General features: G+C 62.4%; 18 protein-coding genes and 1 pseudogene. 10 read left to right on the plus strand and 9 right to left on the minus strand.

Annotation, left to right across the window (positions count from 1 at the left end; translation table 11 throughout):
• Window positions 1-42: 42 nt before the first annotated feature.
• The 3 genes from ACYVNQ_RS31565 (at window position 43) to ACYVNQ_RS31575 (ending at window position 3,605) form a co-directional block, all read left to right on the plus strand.
• On the plus strand, window positions 43-438 hold the full coding sequence (locus ACYVNQ_RS31565; protein ID WP_460908415.1) for an aldo/keto reductase: 396 nt from the start codon (window positions 43-45) through the stop codon (window positions 436-438).
• A gap of 106 nt (window positions 439-544) precedes the next feature.
• Window positions 545-2,920 carry a DNA polymerase II gene (locus ACYVNQ_RS31570; protein ID WP_460908417.1) on the plus strand — a complete coding sequence of 792 codons (2,376 nt, stop codon included), beginning with the start codon at window positions 545-547 and terminating at the stop codon, window positions 2,918-2,920.
• A 196-nt stretch (window positions 2,921-3,116) separates the two neighbouring features.
• Complete coding sequence (locus ACYVNQ_RS31575) at window positions 3,117-3,605, plus strand: NUDIX domain-containing protein (protein WP_460908419.1); 489 nt, start codon at window positions 3,117-3,119, stop codon at window positions 3,603-3,605.
• A gap of 88 nt (window positions 3,606-3,693) precedes the next feature.
• Here the strand turns inward: ACYVNQ_RS31575 and ACYVNQ_RS31580 are convergent, their stop codons facing one another.
• Window positions 3,694-3,942 (minus strand): hypothetical protein, encoded by a 249-nt coding sequence (locus tag ACYVNQ_RS31580; RefSeq protein WP_460908421.1) that lies wholly within the window; start codon window positions 3,940-3,942, stop codon window positions 3,694-3,696.
• A gap of 500 nt (window positions 3,943-4,442) precedes the next feature.
• On the opposite strand from ACYVNQ_RS31580, the gene ACYVNQ_RS31585 reads away from it, so the two are divergent.
• The 7 genes from ACYVNQ_RS31585 (at window position 4,443) to acpA (ending at window position 14,101) form a co-directional block, all read left to right on the plus strand.
• Entirely contained in the window at window positions 4,443-5,078 is a 636-nt protein-coding gene (locus tag ACYVNQ_RS31585; protein WP_460908423.1) for a MotA/TolQ/ExbB proton channel family protein, read from the plus strand.
• Window positions 5,075-5,470 carry an ExbD/TolR family protein gene (locus tag ACYVNQ_RS31590; protein ID WP_460908425.1) on the plus strand — a complete coding sequence of 132 codons (396 nt, stop codon included), beginning with the start codon at window positions 5,075-5,077 and terminating at the stop codon, window positions 5,468-5,470. The genes ACYVNQ_RS31585 and ACYVNQ_RS31590 overlap by 4 nt, the downstream gene beginning before the upstream one ends.
• Before the next feature lie 25 nt (window positions 5,471-5,495).
• Window positions 5,496-6,248, plus strand: a complete 753-nt coding sequence (locus ACYVNQ_RS31595) for an energy transducer TonB (protein WP_460908426.1) — start codon at window positions 5,496-5,498, stop codon at window positions 6,246-6,248.
• 94 nt (window positions 6,249-6,342) lie between these two features.
• Window positions 6,343-8,547 carry a TonB-dependent receptor gene (locus ACYVNQ_RS31600; protein ID WP_460908428.1) on the plus strand — a complete coding sequence of 735 codons (2,205 nt, stop codon included), beginning with the start codon at window positions 6,343-6,345 and terminating at the stop codon, window positions 8,545-8,547.
• Window positions 8,548-8,645: 98 nt separating this feature from the next.
• Window positions 8,646-10,949: a GH92 family glycosyl hydrolase gene (locus ACYVNQ_RS31605; RefSeq protein WP_460908430.1), complete on the plus strand. Its 2,304-nt coding sequence runs from the start codon at window positions 8,646-8,648 to the stop codon at window positions 10,947-10,949.
• Window positions 10,950-11,040: 91 nt separating this feature from the next.
• Window positions 11,041-12,171 carry a phosphatidylinositol-specific phospholipase C1-like protein gene (locus ACYVNQ_RS31610; RefSeq protein ID WP_460908433.1) on the plus strand — a complete coding sequence of 377 codons (1,131 nt, stop codon included), beginning with the start codon at window positions 11,041-11,043 and terminating at the stop codon, window positions 12,169-12,171.
• 280 nt (window positions 12,172-12,451) lie between these two features.
• Window positions 12,452-14,101, plus strand: coding sequence for an acid phosphatase (acpA, locus tag ACYVNQ_RS31615; RefSeq protein ID WP_460908524.1), 1,650 nt, complete (start codon window positions 12,452-12,454; stop codon window positions 14,099-14,101).
• Between the two features lie 54 nt (window positions 14,102-14,155).
• On the opposite strand, the gene ACYVNQ_RS31620 is transcribed toward acpA, so the two are convergent.
• The 8 genes and pseudogenes from ACYVNQ_RS31620 to ACYVNQ_RS31655 form a co-directional block, all read right to left on the minus strand.
• Complete coding sequence (locus tag ACYVNQ_RS31620) at window positions 14,156-15,463, minus strand: glycosyltransferase (RefSeq protein WP_460908435.1); 1,308 nt, start codon at window positions 15,461-15,463, stop codon at window positions 14,156-14,158.
• 83 nt (window positions 15,464-15,546) lie between these two features.
• Entirely contained in the window at window positions 15,547-16,449 is a 903-nt protein-coding gene (locus ACYVNQ_RS31625; protein WP_460908437.1) for a sulfotransferase domain-containing protein, read from the minus strand.
• 26 nt (window positions 16,450-16,475) lie between these two features.
• Window positions 16,476-17,033: pseudogene (cysC, locus tag ACYVNQ_RS31630) on the minus strand (adenylyl-sulfate kinase); the annotation flags it as partial.
• Window positions 17,034-17,332: 299 nt separating this feature from the next.
• On the minus strand, window positions 17,333-18,319 hold the full coding sequence (locus ACYVNQ_RS31635; RefSeq protein WP_460908439.1) for an ABC transporter permease: 987 nt from the start codon (window positions 18,317-18,319) through the stop codon (window positions 17,333-17,335).
• Entirely contained in the window at window positions 18,316-19,296 is a 981-nt protein-coding gene (locus ACYVNQ_RS31640) for an ABC transporter permease (protein ID WP_460908441.1), read from the minus strand. The genes ACYVNQ_RS31635 and ACYVNQ_RS31640 overlap by 4 nt, the downstream gene beginning before the upstream one ends.
• Window positions 19,293-20,867: a sugar ABC transporter ATP-binding protein gene (locus ACYVNQ_RS31645; RefSeq protein ID WP_460908443.1), complete on the minus strand. Its 1,575-nt coding sequence runs from the start codon at window positions 20,865-20,867 to the stop codon at window positions 19,293-19,295. The genes ACYVNQ_RS31640 and ACYVNQ_RS31645 overlap by 4 nt, the downstream gene beginning before the upstream one ends.
• A gap of 36 nt (window positions 20,868-20,903) precedes the next feature.
• Complete coding sequence (locus ACYVNQ_RS31650; protein WP_460908445.1) at window positions 20,904-22,031, minus strand: sugar ABC transporter substrate-binding protein; 1,128 nt, start codon at window positions 22,029-22,031, stop codon at window positions 20,904-20,906.
• Window positions 22,032-22,347: 316 nt separating this feature from the next.
• Window positions 22,348-22,947, minus strand: a complete 600-nt coding sequence (locus ACYVNQ_RS31655; protein WP_460908447.1) for a TMEM175 family protein — start codon at window positions 22,945-22,947, stop codon at window positions 22,348-22,350.
• Between the last annotated feature and the right edge of the window lie 205 nt (window positions 22,948-23,152).

A 23,152-nucleotide genomic window follows, 5' to 3' on the forward strand; every position in this document is an offset into this window, starting at 1 on the left:
GAAAAATGCGTCATATCTTGTCAAGACTCGTGGCTTTGAGAGTTGTCTTACCTATGTCTATGCAATAGGCATATAAATGTTGCGTCTGTCCCACACAGAGAACCCGCACGAGAGCGGGCCGGTGCGTGGAACTGTCCCAGCGAGCGCGCGAGTATCGCTGCTCCATGGCGCATTGCCGACCGCTGGGTCGTAAGCGGTGCGCAGATTGCGCTCGCCTGGTTGAGACGCAACCCGGTCGTCGCCGCGCCGCTGGGGGATGCAACGAAGCGGTCTCATATCGACGATGCGATTGCTTCGCTGGTTCTGCAACTCACTGCCGATGAGCTAGCCGTACTTGAGACACCGTACACGCCGCGCCAAGACGTCCAGGGTGTCTCCGACGATGCAGTGTTGGCGTGCCTGTCGGCCGAGTTTGGAATCAAACCTGCAAAGTCCTGATGGTTTTGGGCGGCCCTGCATGCAACACCCGCCAAACGCGCGTGGAACACGCACCCGGTGCGGACGGTAAAATCCAGTGCATATACCGTCGTGTTGGAGTAGGTGTTTGACAGCGCAGAAGCAGGGCTTCATTTTGACCCGTCACTGGCGAGACTCGCCGGCTGGTACGGAGGTAGTGTTCTGGCTGGCGACCGACGACGGGCCGCGCCAGATCCGCCTGCGCCCGCAGGAATCCGTCGCGTTCATCCCCGTCGCGCAGCGCGAGCACGTCGAACTGACGCTGCGTCGCGAAGCGTCGTCTGCGGGGATCGAACTGCGTCCGCTCGAACTGCGCGATTTTCAGCATCGTCCGGTGCTGGGGCTGTACAGCCAGCAATACCGGCAACTGACCCGTGTCGAAAAGCGCCTGAAACAGGCTGGTGTCGACGTCTACGAGGCCGACGTCTTTCCGCCTGACCGGTACATGATGGAGCGCTTCATCACCGCGCCCGTCTGGTTCAGCGGCAAACCCAACGGCAATGGTCCATTGCTGGACGGCGACATGAAGCCCGCATCCGGCTATCGGCCGCAGTTGCGGCTGGTATCGCTGGACATCGAGACCAGCGCCACCGGGGAGCTGTATTCGATCGCACTCGAAGGCTGTGGGCAGCGTCAGGTCTACATGCTCGGCCCGGCAAACGGCGACAGCAGCGCGGTGGATTTCGACTTCGAATACTGTGAGAGCCGCCCCCAGTTGCTCGAGCGTTTGAACGAATGGATCGCGCAGCACGATCCCGATGCGATCATCGGCTGGAATCTGGTGCAGTTCGATCTGCGCATCCTCCATCAGCACGCGGAGCAATATCGCGTTCCGTTGTGTCTGGGCCGCGACGGCAGTGTGATGGAATGGCGGGAACACGGCCTCACGCAGGGGCATTTCTTCGCGGGCGCCGCTGGCCGGCTGATCATCGACGGCATCGAAGCGCTGCGATCGGCGACCTGGAGCTTTCCATCGTTCAGCCTCGAGTCCGTTTCGCAGGCGGTGCTGGGCGAGGGCAAGGCGATCGACAACGCATACCAGCGCATGGATGAAATCCAGCGCCGCTTCGATGAAGACAAGCCCGCGCTCGCGCGCTACAACCTGAAAGACTGCGAGCTGGTCACGCGCATCTTTGCGAAAACCGAATTGCTGGCGTTCCTGCTTGAACGCGCGAGCGTGACGGGCCTGCCGGCAGACCGGAGCGGCGGCTCGGTGGCCGCCTTCACGCATCGCTACATGCCGCTGATGCATCGGCTCGGCTATGTCGCCCCGAACCTTGGGGACGTCGCGGGAGCGCCGAGCCCGGGGGGCTTCGTGATGAACTCCCGGCCGGGGCTGTACGACTCGGTGCTGGTGCTCGACTACAAGAGCCTGTACCCATCGATTATCCGCACCTTCCTGATCGATCCGGTCGGACTCGTGGAAGGCATGCGCAATCCCGGTGATGCGGACTCCGTACCCGGCTTTCTGGGCGCGCGCTTCTCACGTACCCGGCATGGCCTGCCGTCGGTCGTCGCGCACATCTGGGAAGCGCGCGAGGCGGCCAAGCGCGATCGCGACAAGCCGCTATCCCAGGCGTTGAAGATCATCATGAACTCGTTCTATGGCGTGCTGGGTTCGACCGGATGCCGGTTCTTCGACCCGCGCCTCGCGTCGTCGATCACGATGCGGGGTCACGAGATCATGCGCAAGACGCGCGAGCTGATCGAATCACAGGGCTACGAAGTCATCTACGGGGACACGGATTCGACCTTCGTCTGGCTGAACCATGCGCGCACCGAAGAAGAGGCCGCGCAGACCGGCCGCACACTCGTCGCGTATATCAACGACTGGTGGCAGCAGGACCTGCGCGAGCGCTTCGGCCTGGAGAGCGCATTGGAATTGCAGTTCGAGAGGCACTATCAGCGTTTTTTCATGCCCACTATCCGTGGTACTGAAGAAGGCAGCAAGAAGCGCTACGCCGGTCTCACCCTGGGTGAGGACGGCAACGAGGAAGTGGTCTACAAGGGTCTGGAGACGGTACGTACCGACTGGACGCCGCTGGCCCAGCGGTTCCAGCAGGAACTCTATCTGCGCGTGTTCAGGCGGGAACCGTATCAGGACTACGTGCGTGACTATGTGCGCCGGACCTTGAGCGGCGAGTTCGACGACCTGCTCGTTTACCGCAAGCGGCTGCGCCGTCCGCTTGCCGCCTACCAGCGCAACGTGCCGCCGCACGTGCGCGCGGCCCGTATGGCGGATGAATTCAATCGGCAGCAGGGGCGGCCGCTGCAGTATCAGAGCGGCGGCTGGATCAGTTACGTGATGACCAGCGCCGGGCCGGAACCGCTTGAAACCTGGCGATCCGGGCTCGATTACCAGCACTACCTGAGCAGTCAGTTGCAGCCGGTGGCGGACGCAATACTGCCTTTGTTGAATGACGACTTCGAGACGCTGACGAGTGGTCAGCAGACGCTGTTCTGAACTGGTTCGGCAATGCGGAATCGGCTTGATCGACCTCGTGCGAGGAACGACTCAATCGAAGGCAGCCGCGGCAGCCCGTTACACTACGGCTTCCGGGCGCTGCTGTGACACGTGCTGAACGATCGAAGCATCGAAGCCGCACTAACGCAGCGCCGCGGAACATCCTCTGCCCACGAAAAGAAAAGGAGTAAACCTGATGCCGAGCCTCGAGCGAGCAGGACCCGCCAGGCTTATCGACGCCGCCTGGCGCATGGCGTTCTGGCTAGCATTTCGCTGCGCTCGCGTCTGGTGGCACCTTCGGCGGCCTCACCACGAAGGCGCGCTGATCGCAATCTACGTCGGGCAGGCGCTGTTGCTCGTGAAGTCGTCGTACCGGGCCGAGTGGAATTTTCCGGGAGGCGGTATCGGGCCCGGTGAGACGCCCGATGCGGCGGCGCGGCGCGAAATGGAGGAAGAGATTGGTCTGTCGTCGTACACGCTGCGCGCTGCGGGCAGCGCTAGCGGCATATGGGATGGTCGACGAGACCGGGTGCATTTCTTTGAACTGCACCTCGATAGCATGCCTGAACTGCGGCTGGATAATCGCGAGATTGTCGCCGCGCGCCTGGTGTCGCCCGAGGAATTGCGCGGCATCGCGCTGACAGAGGCGGTCGCCGCATATCTGCGTGGAGATCTTCGCGCCTAGTTGCTGCGCTATTCCTGTCAGGACGTCTCGACCGGACTCGCTGCTGGAAGGGTGAAGAACGACAGCATCGACACGTCGACTCAGCGGATCAGCGAGGCTCGTTTCTGGCTTGCATGACAAAGAACCAGCACATCACCGCGCCTGACACCCAGCCACACGTAAAAAGCAGATCGACATTTTGCAAGCCCTCGAAGTTGGCCGCATTTTCAAAGCTACATCGCTGGCTTTGCCCGATCTGGATGCACTCGGTCGCAATCTGATGAACATGCGTGAATACCCGGTAGCATGCAACCGCAGAGATGACCAGGGCAATCCGCACGCGTATTTTCTTATCCATGCCTTAGAGTCGATTGGATGAGCGAAGGTGGATCTTGTCAATGTGCTAGACGTACTGACAATTTGTGTCCAGCCCGCATTGTACCGATACCGATACTGATACCGATGAAGGTTCTTCCATCGTGAGATAGCTGGCAGCCCGGCCGGTGACTCTGTGCCGTCTGATCTTCGCCTGATACGCAAAGCCGTTGCAAAAATTGTCACGCCAGCCTCCGTTCGTTTCTCGCAGGTCAGGTTCGCGCTGTTCAAAGAACCATTCTTCATATATCCATCCCGCTGCAATACCACGCATTGGCTGATGCGGCCCTTTGCGAAAGCCGGTTAAATTGCCCGGTTTAAAAATAAAACAATACAAATTACACTAAAATTAATTCACTAAAGCAGTCACAAACATGAAACACGTCAACCCTATTGTGGTGGCGCGTTACAGCGAGCATTTAATTTGTTCGCAACCGTTTGTGTTAGCAATTGGAAAGTAATTAATTAAGCCGGAGTAATCAATTGTCTTTAAATAATTTAATTAACGTTGCAGCATCTTCTGGTGGGATTTTGTTTGTAATGCCGCTATTGTTTTTAATGACGCTCACGGTCAGCCTGGAGCGCGTCTGGTTTCTTGCCCGGCTCAAGGAAAAGGGCCGCCTTGTCATCAGGCGGGTCGAATCGCTCACTCACCTCGACTTGCGGGAGCTCGATGACCTGCTGCGAAGCGTGCAGCGCCAGCCGCTTGCGAGCGTCCTGCGCGTCCCGCTGAACTTTCCGGAATTGCGCGATCACGTTCGTCTTGGCGACCGGCTGGAGGAGGCCATCCTTCTCGAGGTGCCGAGAATGGACCGCTCGCTGTGGCTGCTCGACACCGCGGTCACGCTGTCGCCGCTACTCGGGCTGCTCGGCACCATCATCGGCATGTTCAACTCGTTCCAGGTGCTGGGCCAGCCCGGCACGGCGCCTACGCAAATCACGGGCGGTATCGCGGAAGCACTGATTGCGACCGCGTCCGGCCTGCTCGTCGCGATCGTCGGGCTGGTTTTCCTGAATGCGTTGCAGACCCGTGTGCGCCTGCTCGTGCACGACATGGAAACGCTCAAGACGATGTTGATCAACCGTCTGGACGGATCGGTCGCAAAGGGCAACACATGATGCGATATCTCGAGCCACGCAAGGCACGCATCGAGATCGTGCCGATGATCGACATCATGTTTTTCCTGCTGGTCTTTTTCGTGATCGCGATGCTGAAGATGATCCCGAACAGCGGCATCGTGTCCCAGTTGCCGCATAGCTCGACTGCCGCGGAAGTGCCGCATCCGAAGGTGCTCGTGACGCTGTTGAACGATGGCAGCGTGCAGGTCGACGGCACGTCGCTCACGTTGCCTGAGTTGTCCCGTCGGCTCGCGAGCGGCGACCCGGCACAGACCGCCGTCACGATCGCCAGCGACCAACGCACCTCCGTGCAAAGCCTGATGAGCGTCATGGACGCTTGCCGCAAGGCGGGTGTCACCCAACTTGCATTGGCTGCCAGGGTGCAGCAATGAACCTGTTGCCGAACGGAATCCCGAGATGACCACCCTGTACCACCCGCGACCGGTCGCGCCGAGGACGGTGCTTGGCGAAGCGTTTGTCGTCTCGCTCGTCATCGAGGCGGTGCTGGTCGTCGCCCTGGCGGGAGGGTTCACGCGTCAGACGTCGAAGCCGCAGCCCAAACCGCCCGAGCCGATCAAGCTGACGATCGCGGCACCGACGCTGGCCGCTCCCGCTCCCGCGCCGCCGCCGCCAGTGAAGCCGCCTGTACCTTTGAAACCGTCTCCCGCGCACGAGCCCAGACAGCCGGCAGTCGTGAGGCACAGCGAGAAAGCGAGCGTACCGAAGCCCGAACTGCCGAAGGCCGCCGCGCCGTCCGAACTGCCGGTGCCGGCGCATGACCAGGCACCGGCACAGGACGCGCCTACGCCGCCCGCCAGGCCGTCGCCGCCGCCACCCGAAGCGCAGCCACCCCGGCCGTCGGCCACCGCGCAGCCGGAGGCCAAACCGTCCGCGCTATTTCAGGCGAGTCTGCGCGATGCCGTGCAGGCGGCCGTTCGTTACCCGTCCGCAGCGCGGATCATGCGGCTCACCGGCCACGTCAGGCTCGGTTTTGCATATCAGGACGGTTCGATATCGAATCCCCGCGTGGTGCAATCGTCGGGGCAAAAAATGCTCGACGACGCCGCACTCGCCGCATTGAGTAGCACCTCCTTTCCGGCACCGCCTCCGGAGCTCAAGGGACATCTGCTCAACCTCGAGATCGTCGTGACCTTCGCGCCGTCGTCCTGAGCACGCGCGACACAGGTCGCGCGGCTTCCATTCATTTCCATTCGCCGCTTCGCAGCGGCACCCACTTCCTATTGCTGATCGGCAAGGAGTAGTCATGCGCTTCACTGCTTCGCTCGCGGTTCTGGCATTCGCACTCAATGCGAATGCGCAGGACAAGCCTGCTTCGTCGAGTGCCCCGTCAAGTCCCCCAGGCCAACCCATCGATCTCGGTCAGGTCGGCGCTACGGGTGCGGCCGATGCGGATTCCGATCCGAATGCCCCGAACGCGCCGGCGCGCACCGCTTCGGCAATCGCGCCGACCCAAAGCGCACTGACGGCCACGCAGCCGCAATCGGTGTTGAACTCGCACTTCATCAAGAACGTCGCGCAACCCAATTCCGACTATCTGGCGATCGCGCAATATGCGCCTTCGGTTGTCAACGCGACGCCGAACGGCGCAGGTTATTCGAGCAAAAGCGGCACCATCCGCGGCTTCCAGGATGGCCAGTACAACGTCACCTTCGACGGCATTCCGTTCGGCGACCCGAGCGCGTTCGGCCACGCAACGGTGTCGTTCTTTCCGGCTGCCGTGCTTGACCACGTGATCATCGATCGCGGGCCCGGCACGGCCAGCACGGTGGGCAACGCAACCTTCGGCGGCACCATCTCGCTGTTCTCGGCAACCCCGCCACAGACGCCGGGCGGTAGCCTGTTCAGCGCCATCGGCACCGGCGCATCGTGGGAAGAGGGCGGCACGCTCAACTCCGGCGTGATTTCGCAGACCGGCGGCACCACCGCCCAGCTCAATTTCGATCACACCCGCACCAACGGCCTGCTCGAGAACGCCGGATTCAGGCGCAACAATTTCGCCTTCAAGGTCGATCAGCCGATCGGCGACAACACGGTGGTGACGCTGTTCTCCAGCGTCAGCGACACCATCTGGAATACCTTTTCGGCAATCACGGCGGAAACAGCCAACCGTTTCGGCAAAGGCTTCGGCAACCTGAACAGCGATCCGACCAGCCAGGCGTTCCAGGGCTACAACACCGATCACCGGCGGGCCGATTTCGAATACATCGGCGTACAAAGCGATCTGGGTGTCGTGCGGATCGACAACAAGGTGTACACGTACGCGCTTTCCGATGAGGGTCTGGGCGGCCTGGATACCACGCTACGCACCCCCAACTCGGTGAATCTCGCGGATGGCGGCGTGCCCGGCACGCAATCGCTCAGTCAATACCGCTCCTGGGGGGACATCTTCAAGATCGAGGGCGATGTCGGCCACGGCTGGACGCGCACCACGATTCGCGCCGGCACCTGGCTTGAGCACGCGCGGATCAGCCAGTTCGAGCAGGACGTCGATCTGAGGACCAACACGCCGGTGCAGTTTCTGACGAACCCGGGCATGGGCTCGCTCGTCAACAACAACACGGCCATCACCAACACCGCGCAGACCTTTATCGAGTTCGAGTGGAAGCCGCTGCCGGGGCTGACGATCACGCCGGGTTACAAGCACATCAATTTCAACCGCAGCTTCGAGGGTACGCAGAACTTCGTGGGGTTGAACGACAGCGCGTCGTATAGCGCGGACCTCGGCTCCGTCACCGCGAACTACCGGATCACACAGCCGGTATCCGTGTACGCATCGTGGGCGATGGGTTTCCAGGCGCCTCCGGTCAGCGTGCTGCAAAGCCTCGCACCGCAACAGGCTCCGCTCGACCCGCAAAAGACGCTGAACTACCAGACCGGCATCGTCTATAAAAGCGACACGCTGGCGGCGGACTTCGACGCCTATTACATCAATTTCGGCAACGAGATCAACAGCCAGCTCGAGACCGTCGATGGGGTCACGAACCAGCCGGTGTTCTTCAACCAGGGCGGCGTGATCTACAAGGGGCTCGAGGCCGAAGCGACCTACGAACTCGGCCATGGTTTTGCCGTGACGGTCAACGGCAGCCTGAACAGCGCGAAGTCCAAGCAAACGCTTCTGACGATCGCCAATGCGCCGAGTTCGACCGCGTTGTTCGGGGTGCTCTATGACCGGGGCCCGTTCTTCGGTTCGCTGTTGACGAAGTACGTGGGGCCGCGCTTTACCGCTTCGGGCGAAGATCCGAACAACCCGAATGCGAAGCTGCCCGCGTATTACTACACCGATCTCGTGCTCGGTTTTCGATACCAGAAGCGCCTGAAAGTGCAGTTGCTGATCGACAACCTGCTGAACCGGCGCACCGCGACCGAGGGCAATGGCGCGGCCATCGACCCGACCTTCTACTTCCTTCCTGAGCGCAATTTCACGCTGCAGGCAACCGTGTACTTCTGATGCCGACGGTACGCACTTTCAGATGCTTTCGCCGGGCACGCCGGCTTCGAGGTTTTCGCTCAATGAATCACTCGTCATCATCATTCAGATCCGCGCGGATGAAAACCGCGGGCAGTGCGCTTGCGGCGCTGCTGGTTGCGCTCTGTCCGTATGCGGCAAAAGCAGCGGCCGCGTCGACCGACGCGGGTAACACGGGGGCAGTCGCAGCGTCGCACAGCGCGACTGGGCACGCCAGTGCGGTCTATCCGTTTCTTGGCGTCGACGCGGGCGGCAAGGTATTTCTGGGCGCCACCATGCCGTTCGGGATGGTCAAGCTCGGCCCCGACGTCGAGAGCATCGATGGCGTGCCGGCGGGCGGCGGCTATGCGAGCACCGGTCTGGTCGACGGTTTCAGCCATCTGCATCTGAGCGGCGGCTCCGGCAAGTACGGCAACATTCTGGTGGCTCCCGTCACGGGCCCGCTGAACCCCGCCGACATCAAATCCGCCCGTGCGGACGAACAGGCGAGCGCCGGCTATTACCGCACCCAGCTCACGCGTTACGACACGCTGGTGGAGCTGACCGCCACCCGCCGCGTCGGCTTTCATCGCTATACCTTTCCCCGCAGCGAGCAGGCGCACGTGACACTCAACGTCGCGCATCTGCTGAACCACGGCAATGGCGACGAATCGCAACAGTTTGTCGGCGGCAAGATCAAGGTGCTGTCCGACCATGAAATGGCCGGGGTGGGCCGCTATCGAGGCGGATGGAACGAAGGCGGCGAATACCGCGTGTATTTCTACGCCGTGGCCGATACGCGGGCCACCGGTGCGCAGAGCTGGGCGGGGGCGTCGCTATCGTCGTCGAAGCATGCCGAAATCGACGGCGATGCACCGCTCGGTGCGTCGCTCGACTACGCGACCACCGCGGGCCAGGTCATCCAGCTCAAGGTGGGCATTTCGTTCGTCAGCGAGGAACAGGCTCGCCGCAACGTCGTCGCCGAAGCGCCGGGATGGCGTTTCGACAGCGTGCGCGACGCCGCGACCGTTGCGTGGAACGCAGCGTTGTCGCCGCTTCGCATCAGCGGCGCGAGCGATTCGCAACGCCGCCAGTTCTATACCGCGATGTATCACGCGCTGCTGGTGCCGTCCGACCGCACTGGCGAGAATCCGCTGTGGAAGTCGAACGAGCCCTACTACGACGACTATTACGCGATCTGGGATACGTTTCGCAGCCAGGGGCCGCTGCTTACGCTGATCGCGCCGGATCGCGAGCGCGACGCGATTCGCTCGCTGATCGACATCTACCGGCACGAAGGCTATATGCCCGACGCGCGCAGCGGCAATACCAGCGGGCGCACGCAGGGCGGCAGCAACGCGGACGTGATGGTGGCCGACGCGTACGTGAAGGGCATGACCGGTATCGACTACGCCACTGCCTACGCCGCGATGCAAAAGGACGCTGAAGTGCCGCCACCCGACCCGCGCATGGTGGGCCGCGGCGGCCTTGCCGACTACATCCGCAACGGTTATGTGAGCACGGCCGACCCCCGCTCGGGGTCGCGCACCGTCGAGTACGCGTACGACGATTTCGCGATTGCCGAACTCGCCTGCGGCCTGGGCCACGACGCCGACGCCCAGCGCTATGCGGTGCGCGCGGGCAACTGGGCCAACCTGTGGGACAGCAGTCTGTCCACCGGTGGTGTCAGCGGCTTCATCCGGCCTCGCAACCGGGACGGCAGCTGGGCACCCGCCGACCTGACGATACGCGGCACCTGGCCGAACTTCGAATATGAAGGCGATATCTGGACCTACTCGCTTTACGCGCCGCAAGACGCACGCGGCCTGATGCGTCTGTCCGGCGGCAAAGAGGCCTTTATTCATCGGCTCGACACGCTCTTTTACCGCAAGCATTTCGACATGTCGAACGAACCGGGCTTCCTGCTGCCGATGCTTTACCTGTGGGCTGGCCGGCCCGACAAGTCGGACGACGTGATTGTCGACCAGCTCGAGCGACAGTTCAGCGATACGCGCGCTGGGCTGCCCGGCAACGACGACTCCGGTGCGATGTCGTCGTGGTTGATCTTCCAGATGCTCGGCATCTATCCGAACGCGGGCCAGGACGTCTATCTGATCAGCACGCCGAGCTTTCCCGAAGCGGAGATCGACATGCCGTCCGGCAAGGTGTTTCGCATCGTCGCGAAGAATCTGGACGGCGAGCGGCTGAATCGCTATGTCCAGTCGGCGACGCTCAACGGCAAGCCGCTCGATAACGCGTGGTTCCGCCATGCGCAGATCGCCGACGGCGGCACCCTCGAATTGACGATGGGGTCGACCCCGACCGACTGGGGCACGCGCGTGCCGCCGCCGTCGCAGTCCGATCCGGTGTCGCCGCTTTGTGTTGCAGCCGCCGCAGCGCACTGAGGCGTCGATGCGCGGCAGCGGCTTTACGCGTGTCCTCGCTCAGCCGCTGCCTTTACCTCTTCGAGGTCCGTTCATTCTGCAGAGGAAGTTCATGAAATCACCGTTTATCAACCGACTGATACCCGGCGCGCTGGCGCTCGTGTCGATGCTGTGCCACGCGCAAGGCGACCCCAGCACCGTCCATATGAACCAGATCCAGGTGATCGGCACGCACAACAGTTACCACGCCGGTATCGCCCCAGGCGACAAGCAGGTGTGGCAAATGCACCATGCCGACCTGCTGCCGCTGCTGGAGTACCAGCACCCGTCGCTGACGAGCCAGTTATCGAGTGGCGTGAGGCAGCTCGAAATCGATGTATACGGCGACAAGGCCGGCGGCCGCTATGCGGACCCGGCCGGCCCGCGCATGGTCAAGGACGCGGGGCTGCCCGCCGACCCGCCGTTCGATCCCACGCAGCAAATGCGCAAACCGGGCTTCAAGGTCATGCACATCCAGGACGTCGACTACCGCAGCGTGTGCCAGCCGTTGCGTGCGTGCCTGCAGGAAATCCGCAGCTGGTCGAGCGCCCATCCGCGACACGTGCCGCTGTTCATCCTGATCGAGCCGAAGCAGAACCCGCTGAAGAGCCAATGGCCGCTGCCCACCGTGGTGCCGGAGCCGTTCGACCGCGCGGCCTTCGACGCACTCGATCGCGAGATTCTCGCGGTGTTTCCGCGCGATGAAATCGTGACACCAGACGACGTCCGCGGTACCGCTGCGACGCTGAACGACGCGGTGACGCAGCGCGGCTGGCCGACCCTCGAGCAGGCGCGCGGCAAAGTCGTGTTCCTGCTGGATCCGCCTAAGCTGGCGGCCGTCTATCGCGATGGTCATCCGTCGCTGGCGGGCCGCGTGCTGTTCACGAATTCGACGCCCGGTGCGGCGGACGCGGCGTTCGTGGAGGTCAACACGCCCGACGTCGCGCAGATTGGACAACTGGTGCGTGCCGGCTACCTGATCCGCACCCGGTCCGACGACGGCACGCTCGAGGCGATGCATAACGATACGACGCGTCGGGATACGGCGCTGGCCAGTGGCGCGCAGATCATCAGCACCGACTATCCGGGCGCCGAACCTGCGCGCACGGGGTTCAAGGTCGAGTTGCCGCAGGGGCGGCCGGCGCGGTGCGACCTGATCAATGCGCCGCCTGCCTGCCGCGACTCGCAGATCGTCGAGCATTGAATCGACCACGACGCCGCTCGTGCCGGGCGTTCATACGTCCGACATTCGCCGCTCAGGGGGCACAGCGAGGCTCTCAACCGGCGCGAGCGGTGCACGCGTGTGTTGCCGACGCGCCAGCGGGACAGCGATCGGGAGGCTTCCCGATCGATCACGATACCAGGAAACCGACTTGAAGAATCCCTCATCCTCATCGCCCGCCAACCCAAAGCCGGGTCAAACCGACGACACTCCCGAACCGGTCGGCAAGCCGGGTACCAGCCGCCGCAGCTTTCTCACCGGCATGGCGACGGTCGCGGCCGCCGGTGGACTGGGCGGCTGCATCGCACCGGAGCGTGCCGGCAGCGATCAGGCTAACCGCGCGCTGCATCACGATCTCGACGCGGCGTTGCGCGACAACGTCAAGACGGTAGTCGTGATTTACTCGGAAAACCGCAGCTTCAATAATCTGTTCGGCAACTATCCGGGCGTCGAGAAGCCGTTGTCATCGCTCAAGCCGGCGGACTATCTGCAACTGGACCGGGACGGCAAGACCGTGCTCGATCAACTGCCCGACGTGCCAGGCGGTTGGCTGCGGAAGGACCAGGTTGCCGATGGCGTCGCCTACCGGGCCGGTATGCCGTACCAGACCCATCTGCCGAACGCGCCGTTTCCGTTGCGCGGCCCCGGTGGCGAGAATCTGCCGCTGTCGCTGGTCACGCGCGACCTGTGGCACGTGTTCTATCAGAACCAGATGCAGATCAACGGTGGCAGGAACAACATGTTCGTCGCGTGGGCCGATTCCGCCGGCTTCACGATGGGCCACTACGCAAACGCGCGCTACGATCTGCGGCTTTGGGATCTGGCAGCCGACTACGTACTGTGCGACAACTTCTTCCAGGGCACGTTCGGCGGTTCGTTCCTTAACCACCAGTATCTGATCTCGGCGACGCCGCCGCGTTATCTCGATCCGGTCAACAGCATCGCGAGGTTTCAGATTGCCGAGACCGTGAGCGGCAAGCCGGACGATCCCAATCTCAAGCCGCTGGCGGTGTCGCCGGCCAGCGCGAAAGACGGCATTCCGAAGTTCGGACCCAGCGCGCTGACACCGCCGGAGACGCTAACCGACGGCACCGTGCTCAGCTACGCGGTCAACACGATGTTGCCGCCCTACGCGCCGACGCCGATGACGATGGACCCGAGCGGCACGGTCGTCGACTTCAGGCTCGATGCGAATGCGATGGCGGTGCCTGCGCAGACGCACGAACACATTGGCGACAAACTCGACAAACGCGGCATCGATTGGGCCTGGTATGCCGGCGCGTTTCGCGAAACGCTGGAGCAGCATGGCGCGAATCTGTCAAATGGCGTGCCGGTGATTCCCAACTTCCAGTACCACCATCAGCCGTTCAACTACTTCCGCAATCTCGCGCCCGGCACCCCCGCGCGAACCCGGCGGTTGCGCGACGGCGGGCTGGGCGACGACGAGCGCACCAATCGCTTTCTTGCCGACGCGCTAGCAGGCAAGCTGCCACAGGTCACGTTTTACAAACCACAAGGCAACTTGACCATGCATGCCGGTTACGCCGACGTCGCATCGGGGGACCGGCATATCATGCACGCGGTAAAGGTGCTGCGCAGCAGTCCGCAGTGGGAGAACATGGTTGTGATCGTCACAGTCGACGAAAACGGCGGTTGGTGGGATCACGTGGCACCGCCCAAAGGGGATCGCTGGGGGCCGGGTACGCGCGTGCCGGCATTGGTGATCTCGCCGTTTGCGAAGAAGGGGTACGTCGACCATACCGTCTACGACACCGCGTCGATCCTGCGCTTCGTCACAAGAGTGTTCCGGCTGGAGCCCCTCGATGGCGTCAAGGAGCGCGACGATGCGATGCGCGCGCGGGGGCAAACGCCGATGGGCGATTTGACTAACACGCTTGGATTCAACGCATAAGCTCAAACGGCATCGGTTATCTTCCCCGCGTCCAGATTCGGCTCCGTCTATCCGTTACGCCGCTCGCCGGTCCGCGACCAGCGTCTCGAGCAGATGCGGCAGTTCGTGCGCCGCATCGAGAGAAGTGAATTCCGCTGCAAGCCGCTTCGCGCAAGTCCGATAATCCGGATCCGACAGAACCTCGTCGACAGCGTGACGCAACTGGCTGACGGTCGGATTGTCCGCGTCGAGCCGGATCCCGCAGCCGGTCCACTCGATGCGCGCGGCGATCTCCGGCTTATCCTGCCCGTGACCGGCGAGCACCATAGGTACGCCGCAACTCAACGCCTGTGTAACGGTACCGTAGCCGCCTAACGCGACCAGCACGTCGACATGCGGAAAAACCTCGCGGAAGTTGAGGAACGGCACGGCCACCGTGTTCGCGCTGATCGGACCGGGAATCTGATCGATGGATTTACCGCCGGTCGTGACAAGGATCAGCTTGTCGTCATCCTCGCCGAATGCCTCGATGACAGGTGTCACAAGCCGCCCCAGATCGTTGTTGACGACCGTTCCCTGGCTGACGAGGACGATCTGCTTGCCGGCTTTGCTGGCCTGCATCACCTGTGCCGGCACCTCGCCCGAACCCTCCGGAAACAGGCATCCGATGAACCCCACCTTGTTGGCAGGCGGCTTAAGAAACGGAAACTCGAAAGACGGGGCACAAGGTTGAAGAATCAGATCTGAAAGCAGGCCCGTCGATTCGAACAGCGTACCAGGCAGCCTCTGCGCACCCAGCTTGTCGAGGATCTGGTCGGTATGCTCGCGGACTGGATTGTTCAGCACGGTAGCCATGCGCTGCGCAGCCGCGCGGTGCTGCTCGCGTTGCGCCGCGTCCACCGCAGGCATCAGCCCCGGACCGAGCGGCGCCCCGTCTTCGCGCGGTAGCGGAATGGTGGTGACACTCAGACAGGCGCAAGCAGGGCGTCGCTGCCCATCGGCTCCGAGCAGTAGCGGAAGCACACCGTAAAAGGCCGTTTCGTATACCACCAGGTCGGCTTCGAATCGTTTCAGAACGGCCTTGAGTCCTTCGAACTGGGAAGGGATCGAATTCGCGAACACGTTTCTCAACGTGAAGAGAAGTTGCTGCGGGCCGGGGGTGTACTGCTTCCATTCTGGAAAGGCTGCACCCAGATCGCGCAGGTCGAAATCGACGTCGGCGGGCAGTGGGAAGAATGCGATGTTTGCGGCCTCGACTTTGTCGCGGAACAGCGAGCCCGAGTAGATTGCCGTTTCGTGTCCCGCACGCTTTAACAATCGCGCGGCGACCAGTATTGGATTGAAGTGCCCGGCCAGCGGGCTAGCGACGAGAAGGACTTTCATTTAATTCCACGGTGTTCAGGAGCAACGAAAAGACCGTCTTGCTGTTCGTAGCGAAGACGGTCGGCTTTGGCCTCGCGACGTGCCTACTTGCCGGTCGCGAGCCAGCGTGCACATTCCTCGCCGAGCTCACGGCGTGCAGCTTCCTCATATCGGGCGACGTCCTCTGCCGTCAGCACGTCACGCCAGCGGCCATTCGTGCCCTTGTTGAAAAATGAACGGGCGCCGCCGTCAAAAACGCCCTCAGCAAGTGAAAAACCCTGTGCAGCGTGCGCCTTCATGTATTCGAAGCTGCAATGCTCGAGGATCGCGGGCCAACGATCTTCGTCGATCGGCGTCCCAATGAATTCCGCTATCCGGCGAATTTCGCCGGGCATGTCAGCCTTCAGATTGGCGTAGTGCACGAGCAGCAGATTCGGCAGGTTGCGGATCTCCCACCAGCTCTGCACGTGAGACCACCATGGCCAAAGCGGATAGCCATCCTGATCGAGCCATGTCAGGAAGTAGTCGCGAATCGGTTGCTGCGGCCGCTGGAGCGGCGGCCCGACCCGGCCCGGCGTATCGTTGATCATCTGGTAGAACGCGTCGTTGCCGCTCGAGTGATGGTGGAACCAGCTCCACAGCACGTCGCGGCCATCGCGGCCAACGTAGATGTACTTGGCCTTGGGCGAATAGACCAGCGCATCCGCCGGCAAGTGAGTCTTCAGGCATCGCCGGTGCGTCTGGGCTTCGATCATCGCGAGCTTTTCTTCCTTGGGCGGAAGTCGAAGATCAACCCACGGACACGATGTAGACAGATCGACGTTTTCTGCACCGTTGTGCAGCAGCTGCGTGACGATCTGTTGAGTCCACGTGGTACCGGCCTTGGCGTAGGTCGCGACGACCACGTCGTCAGCACGGAACTTGAAGTCGTCCCAGACGGTGGAATCGAAGTGATGGTTGTGAAGGTCGTGCGTCTTTTGCGGCCATGAAATACTGGTCGAATTCATAGAGTCAGCCTCCTGGCTGGCAGGGGTTACGATTTTGCGGTGGCGTGAATCAACGCGATCAAACTTTGCGTTTCCTCGGCAAGCGACGAAGTCTCGGTGGACAGGACGAGATCGGGCGAGACAGGGCGCTCATAGATGTCCGATACACCTGTAAAAGCCTTCAGGTTGCCGGCGCGAGCCTTTCGATAATGTCCTTTGGGATCGCGCTGTTCACAAACCGCCGCGGGTGTATTGACGAATACCTCACGGAACGTCGCACCGACGATTTGTCGTGCCAGCGCACGTGCGACGTGAGTTGGCGTAATCGCCGCAACGATGACCACCTGTCCGCGGGAAGCGATGAGCTTCGCGACGTGCGCAATCCGGCGCACATTCTCCAGGCGGTCTTTGGCGCTGAAGCCGAGATCCGAATTCAATCCGCCGCGGATGTCGTCGCCGTCGAGCACGAAACACGCGTTACCTCTCTCGTGCAGTTCGCGACTCAACGCGTTGGCAATCGTGCTTTTGCCAGCACCGGGAAGACCGGTGAGCCATATCACGACGCCCGATGCGGAAACAGATTGACGATCGGATTTCATTGTTCTGCCGGGTAACCATCGATGGTTGGAAGGGTGACGCCCGAACCTTGCCGATCACACGCAAGGTGCAACGTCATCTCTTCCATGCAGAACAACTAAGCGCGAGATCCTATTCCACGAGGGGATAAAAGGGACGTCACGTCCCGAAGATCAGGTTGAAGTTGGGAATCCGTATCAACAATGTCACCGTCGACTAATGGATGAAGAGTCGTCGACGATCTGGTTACTCGTTGTTGAATGACAGTTTCGATTCCTGACAATGTGCCCGCTCTGATCGCTGGAAATCAGCGGTTCAATCACGAAACCTACGCGTCGCGCTTGCTGCGCCCATACAGCAGCAGCATCGCCGCGATCACCACGCCGTAGATGATCTGGCGTCCTGCCTCCGGCATCTGTGCGACGGACAGGATCGACTGCAGCAGCGTGATGAGAATCGCGCCGGCTACGGTGCCGAGGTACGAGCCGCGGCCGCCCAGAATCGACGTGCCGCCGAGCACGACCGCGGCGATCGCCGGCAGCAGGTAAGCATCGCCCATCGACTGCGCCGCCTTCGATGCATAACCCGCGAGCAGCACGCCGCCGAATGCCGCGAACCCGCTGCACACGGCGAATGCGGCGACGGTGACGAGCCGCGTATCGATACCGGAGAGATACGCGGCGCGCTCGGTGTTGCCGATCGCGTACAGCGTGCGGCCGAAGGTCGTGCGCGACAGCAGGAACATCGTCGCGCCGCCGATCAACACCCACAGCGCGACGGCATTCGGCACGCCCGGCACGAGCCAGCCTGCCGCGAGCCATCGCATCACCGGGGGGGCGGAATCCTGCGGCGAGGATCCGCCGGTGTAGACGATCATGATGCCCTGCGCGACCGCATTGGTTGCGAGCGTCGCGATCATCGACGGAATGCGCAGCAGCGCGACGAGGATGCCGTTGACGATGCCGATCAGCACGCCGCAGCCGATTCCAGCGGGAATTGCGAGCACGTTCCCAAGCGGGCCATGCCCGCCGACGGCACATGCCATCATTGCGCCGACGGTGATGGTCCACGGTAACGACAGGTCGATGTGGCCGAGCAGGATCACCATCATCAGGCCGGTCGCGATGATGCCGAGGAATGCGCCGACCTTCAGTTGCAGCAGAATGTATTCCGGCGACAGGAAGCTACGCGAAAACATCCCGCCCACCAGCAGCAGCGCGACGATACACGCGAACGCGATAACGATCGGCCGGTCGACCTTGCGCGTGAGCTTCGACATCAACGCGGTCCAGCCGGTGGCGGAAACCTCGCTCATTGGAACCACTCCAGACGATTGCGCACCCTGAACAGCCCGCACGCGCCGATCGACACAGCCAGCAGCAGGATCACACCCTGGAACAGCGGCTGCCACAACGCATCGACGTTGAACACGAACAGCAGGTCGCCGATCGAGCGGAACGCGAATGCGCCGAAGATCGCGCCGATTGCGCTGCCTCTGCCGCCGAGTAGCGACACGCCACCGATCACCACGGCAGCGATCGAAAACAACGTGTAGGAGTTGGCGCTGCCAAGGCTCGCTTCTCCCGTGTCCGTGAAGAACGTCAGAAACAGGCCGCCGATCGCGGCGAGCAGGCCGGCCAGCGTATAGCTTGCGAACTTCGCGCGCCGGATCGGCATGCCGGACAGGAAGGCCGCGGATTCGGACGAGCCGGTCGCGTACGCGGCACGCCCGATCGCCGAACGTTTGAAAGAAACCCACACGATCACCACCGCCGCCAGCAGGATCAGCAGGCTTGCCGGAACGACGCCGGCGACCTTGCCGGTCAGTGCGTCGGCGAGGTCCTCGTTGATCGCGCCGCCGGGAACCGGGCGCAGCAGCAGCGCCAGCCCGTAGTAGACGGCGCCCGTCGCGATCGTCGTGACGATCGGCTGCAGCCGGCCGTAAATGATGATGACGCCGTTGAGCGCGCCGCACAGTGCGCCGGCCGCGAGTACGCCGACGATGCCGAGCGCGCTGTGCAGCGCGTCGCCCGTGACGATCCACGATCCGACGCAATTGGTCAGCACGAGCGTCATGCCGATCGACAGGTCGATGCCGGCTGTCAGCACGACGAGCGCCTGACCCATCGACACCAGCGCGAGCAGTACCGCCTTGTTCGCCGCCGTCTGAAACACGTTCGACGACAACGCCGACGGGTAGTTGAAAAGATAGATCGCGAACATCAGCACGAACAGGCCGAACGCGAAGCTCGTGCCGCGATTTTCCGCGTACCAGTAACGCAACCCGTTCATAGCGCGACTCCCGTGGAAGGCGAAATCTGTCCGACCGGCAGGTCGAGTGCACTGGCGATCAGGTTTTGCTCGGTGATCTCCGGCCCGACCAGTTCCTTCTTGATCCGGCCTTCGTACAGCACCAGCACGCGGTCGCAGCAGCCGATCAGCTCGTCATAGTCGGTCGAATAGAAAACGATCGCGGCGCCTTCGTCGGCGAGGCGCCTGAGCAACTGATAGATTTCCTGCTTGGTGCCGACGTCGATGCCGCGCGTCGGGTCGCTGAGCAGCAGGATTCTCGGCTGCCGGATCAGCCATTTCGCGATCACCACCTTCTGCTGGTTGCCGCCCGATAGCGAGCCCACCGCCGCGTCGACGCCGAACGACTTGATCGCGAGAAGCGCCATCATCCGGTCGACCAGCGACTGCTGACGGTCGCGATCGATCACACCGCCGGTGGACATGCGATCGAGCGCGGCAAACGACAGGTTCTCGCGTACCGACATCGGCAGCATCAGGCCTTCGGTCTTGCGGTCCTCGGGAATTAGCGCCATGCCGATCGGGTTGGCACGCGCGGCCACTGGGCTGCGGATCGACACAGGTTTGCCGTCGATCTCGATCTTGCCCGAGCACGCGCGCAACACGCCAAACAACGCGAGCAGCAGTTCGCGCTGGCCTTGCCCGTCGAGACCGCCAAGCCCGAGAATCTCACCGGGCTTCAACGAAAAGCTGATGCCCTGCAGCGTGTCGTTCCACGTGAGATCGCGACAGGCGAGCACCGGTTCAGCGGCAACGCGGTGCCCGGACTGGTCCGCGCGTTTGTCCGCGGGTTTGTCCGGGAAAGCATGCTGATACGTCCGGCCGATCATCATTTCGATCACCTCGTTGTCGGAGCGCGTGCCCGCCTCGAAGCTCATCACGTGACGACCGTTCCGGTAGACCGTGCATTCATCCGCGAGCGCCTTCACCTCGTGCATCCGGTGCGAGATGAACAGCAGCGCGAGCCCTTCGTCGCGCAGACGTTTGAGCACTTCGATCACGCGCGCCACATCGGCCGCGGTTAGCGCCGAGGTAGCTTCGTCGAGAATCAGAATGCGCGGCTCGCGCGCGAGCCCCTTGGCGAGTTCAACCATCTGCTGGCGCGACAGTGGCAGGTCGCGGACTTTCGCGAGCGGATTGATGTCGGCCGCGCCCGCGCGGGCGAGCGCAGCCTCGGCCTGGCGGCGCTGTGCCCGGCGGTCGATCATGCCGAAGCGCAGCGGCGGGTTCGCAGCGAAGATGTTGTCGGCCACGCTCAGGTCAGGGATCAGCGACAGTTCCTGATACACGCAGACGATGCCCGCTGCATTCGCTACAGCGGGCGAAGCGAACGCGACCTGCCGGCCATCGAGGTGCATGATGCCGTCGTCCGGCTGTACGACGCCGGACATCACCTTCAGCAGCGTGGACTTGCCCGCGCCGTTCTCGCCGAGGATCGCGTGGATGCGGCCGCTACGCACCGCGAGTTCCGCGTGATCGAGCGCAACCGCGCCGCCATAGCTCTTCGACACACCAGACATCTGAAAGAACGGCTGCTGCTGGTCCTGCCGCATGCTTCGCCTCCCGTCACGTCGCCAGCCATCACACGATCACTGGTTGCCCTGGCTCTGCTTCATGATTTCCTGCGCGGAGAAATTGATGCCGCAAGTCGGAAACGAGTTGCCGACGAAGAAGTTGTCCGACTCGTTGGGGAAATAGTTGACGCCTGCCTTCAGCTGCGAATCGTCGGTGACGTCGAGCGGCAGCTTGATCGCGACCGGGATCGTCTGGCCATCCAGCGCGGCAAGCGCCGTCTTGATCGCCACGGCGACCTGCGCGGGACCGCTGCCCGCCGACGTGCACTTCAGCCCCTGGCTCCCATACTGTGCGCAGAACTTGCGAAAGCCGTTCTCGGTTTCGCCGCCGAACGGCACGAAAGGATGTTTCGCATCGATCATCGCGCGCACCACACCGGTGTCACCGCCCTGCGCCGACATGCCATCGAAATGGCCCTGCACGGCAATCGCGTCGGCGGTGGCCTTCTGTGCGACGCCGTCATCCCACTTGCCGTAGACCTGCACCACGTTCCACTTCTTGCCGGTCGCGTTCAGGGTGTTCTGGAAGCCGTTGTGGCGATCGGTGTCGACCGACGTGCCGGCCACCCCGCGGACCTCGAGCACCTTGCCGCCGTTCGGCACATGGGTCGCGAGCCACTTGGCCCACAGCACGCCCAGGCCGTACTGGTCGACGTCGACATTGATCGCATCTTCGCTGTCGAGCGTGTTGTCGAACGCGATCAGCACGACGCCGGCTTTTTTCGCGCGGCGGATCGCGGGTCCGAACGACGCGGGATTCTGCGCATCGACGATGATCGCGTCATAGCCGGCATCGATGAAGTTGTTGACGGCCGAGATCTGCGCCGGCACGTCCTCGCCGGTCGACACGACCTTGAATTCCTTGAGCTTGGCGGCGACGGCCGGTTGTGCCGTATACGCCTTGGCGGTCTTGATCATCTGGATGCGCCAGGTGTTCGCGATATAGCCGTTCACGAGCGCGACGCGATAGGGGCCGTTCTTCTTCGGGTATTTGACGAACTTCGTGTCGCTCTTCCATGGAACCATGCATGCGGGATCGCTGGGTGGGCCCGCCACGATCGATGCCTGTGCGAAAGCTGCGCTTGCGCACAGCGCCAATGCCGCGGTCGACGCCGCCCGAAACACCTGGATTCCTGAAAGCATGTTGTCTCCGTCTTGTTGGATTGAACTTACCGACTGCCGGCGCACACGGCTCGTCGTGAATTACCGACACGGTGTGCGTGATGCAGGGAATCTTGCGGATATGCGAAAGCGGAACTGGACCGGACTGGCCGAATCAGCGGAACGGCCTCATCAAAGGCGCCCTTCGAAGCGAAACGGAGGGCATGCGTGAATACCGCCCCATCTGACAGAATGGATTGTTACTGGCATACCAGGCGGCGCGCGATAGTGGTTTACCAGTGCGGCCGGTGCGCGCCCGATCGGGCTGAAACGCGCGCTGCTAGCTGAACCCTCGGCTTCAGTTGTGCTGACCCGAGCGGGCGCGCAGAAATGGATCGGGACGGCAGTACAGGATGAGAAACGAGGCAAGCAGGGCGAGCCGCAAGAACGGCGGGATGACCACGACAACCGCGGCGACAAGGAAGACCGCCAGCATGATCCACGCTCTGACCCACTGCCAGTGACGGGCATGCGCATCGTCGCCGCTGGTCCGGACGTGCGAGTAACTTTCCCGCATCAGGACCATATACGTGGCCTGCACCAGCAGAAAGACCAACGCATAAAAAGTCAGCGGAAAGCTCGCCAATTCGGTCTCGGCAAGCCATGCGGTTGTAAATGGAATGAAAGAAATGGCGAACAGGTTAGCGAAGTTCGCGAGCGCCAGTGTGGCGGTCAGGCGTTGTGCGTGCCGGAGCACGGCGTGGTGATTCAGCCAGACCACGGCGACGAATGCGTAACTCACCGCGTAGCTGAGCAGATCGGGCCATAGACTCATTAACGCCGGTAAATCGTGACCGCCTGGCGGCTTAAAAGCCAGAACCATAATGGTGATGATGACGGCAAAAATGCCGTCGGAGAGGGCATAAAAGCGCGCTAATCCGTCGTCAGTTTTAATCATGGCGTCACCAGTCCAGGGGCGTGCTCCTATTATTCAACATCCGGTGACGGTACGGGCAAATGCGCCCGACAGCCGCGCTAGCGGGCCGCGCAAACGCATGCGACAATCGGCGCCGATGCTTTTGACCCTCCGCCGGTCGGGCAAGGCTGGTCGATGTCTGTTACCGCGGATCCGTTTTCCAAGAAAATATCTGATAGCGGAATAA

The sequence above is a fragment of the Paraburkholderia jirisanensis genome (assembly GCF_054782355.1).

Coding starts and splice junctions, on each gene's coding strand:
- ACYVNQ_RS31620 (WP_460908435.1), bottom strand. CDS start 15,463: ATGAAAGTCCTTCTCGTCGCTAGCCCGCTGGCCGGGCACTTCAATCCA.
- ACYVNQ_RS31655 (WP_460908447.1), bottom strand. CDS start 22,947: ATGATTAAAACTGACGACGGATTAGCGCGCTTTTATGCCCTCTCCGAC.
- ACYVNQ_RS31645 (WP_460908443.1), bottom strand. CDS start 20,867: ATGCGGCAGGACCAGCAGCAGCCGTTCTTTCAGATGTCTGGTGTGTCG.
- ACYVNQ_RS31595 (WP_460908426.1), top strand. CDS start 5,496: ATGACCACCCTGTACCACCCGCGACCGGTCGCGCCGAGGACGGTGCTT.
- ACYVNQ_RS31605 (WP_460908430.1), top strand. CDS start 8,646: ATGAAAACCGCGGGCAGTGCGCTTGCGGCGCTGCTGGTTGCGCTCTGT.
- ACYVNQ_RS31650 (WP_460908445.1), bottom strand. CDS start 22,031: ATGCTTTCAGGAATCCAGGTGTTTCGGGCGGCGTCGACCGCGGCATTG.
- ACYVNQ_RS31590 (WP_460908425.1), top strand. CDS start 5,075: ATGATGCGATATCTCGAGCCACGCAAGGCACGCATCGAGATCGTGCCG.
- ACYVNQ_RS31640 (WP_460908441.1), bottom strand. CDS start 19,296: ATGAACGGGTTGCGTTACTGGTACGCGGAAAATCGCGGCACGAGCTTC.
- acpA (WP_460908524.1), top strand. CDS start 12,452: ATGGCGACGGTCGCGGCCGCCGGTGGACTGGGCGGCTGCATCGCACCG.
- ACYVNQ_RS31580 (WP_460908421.1), bottom strand. CDS start 3,942: ATGGATAAGAAAATACGCGTGCGGATTGCCCTGGTCATCTCTGCGGTT.
- ACYVNQ_RS31635 (WP_460908439.1), bottom strand. CDS start 18,319: ATGAGCGAGGTTTCCGCCACCGGCTGGACCGCGTTGATGTCGAAGCTC.
- ACYVNQ_RS31575 (WP_460908419.1), top strand. CDS start 3,117: ATGCCGAGCCTCGAGCGAGCAGGACCCGCCAGGCTTATCGACGCCGCC.
- ACYVNQ_RS31610 (WP_460908433.1), top strand. CDS start 11,041: ATGAAATCACCGTTTATCAACCGACTGATACCCGGCGCGCTGGCGCTC.
- ACYVNQ_RS31600 (WP_460908428.1), top strand. CDS start 6,343: ATGCGCTTCACTGCTTCGCTCGCGGTTCTGGCATTCGCACTCAATGCG.
- ACYVNQ_RS31625 (WP_460908437.1), bottom strand. CDS start 16,449: ATGAATTCGACCAGTATTTCATGGCCGCAAAAGACGCACGACCTTCAC.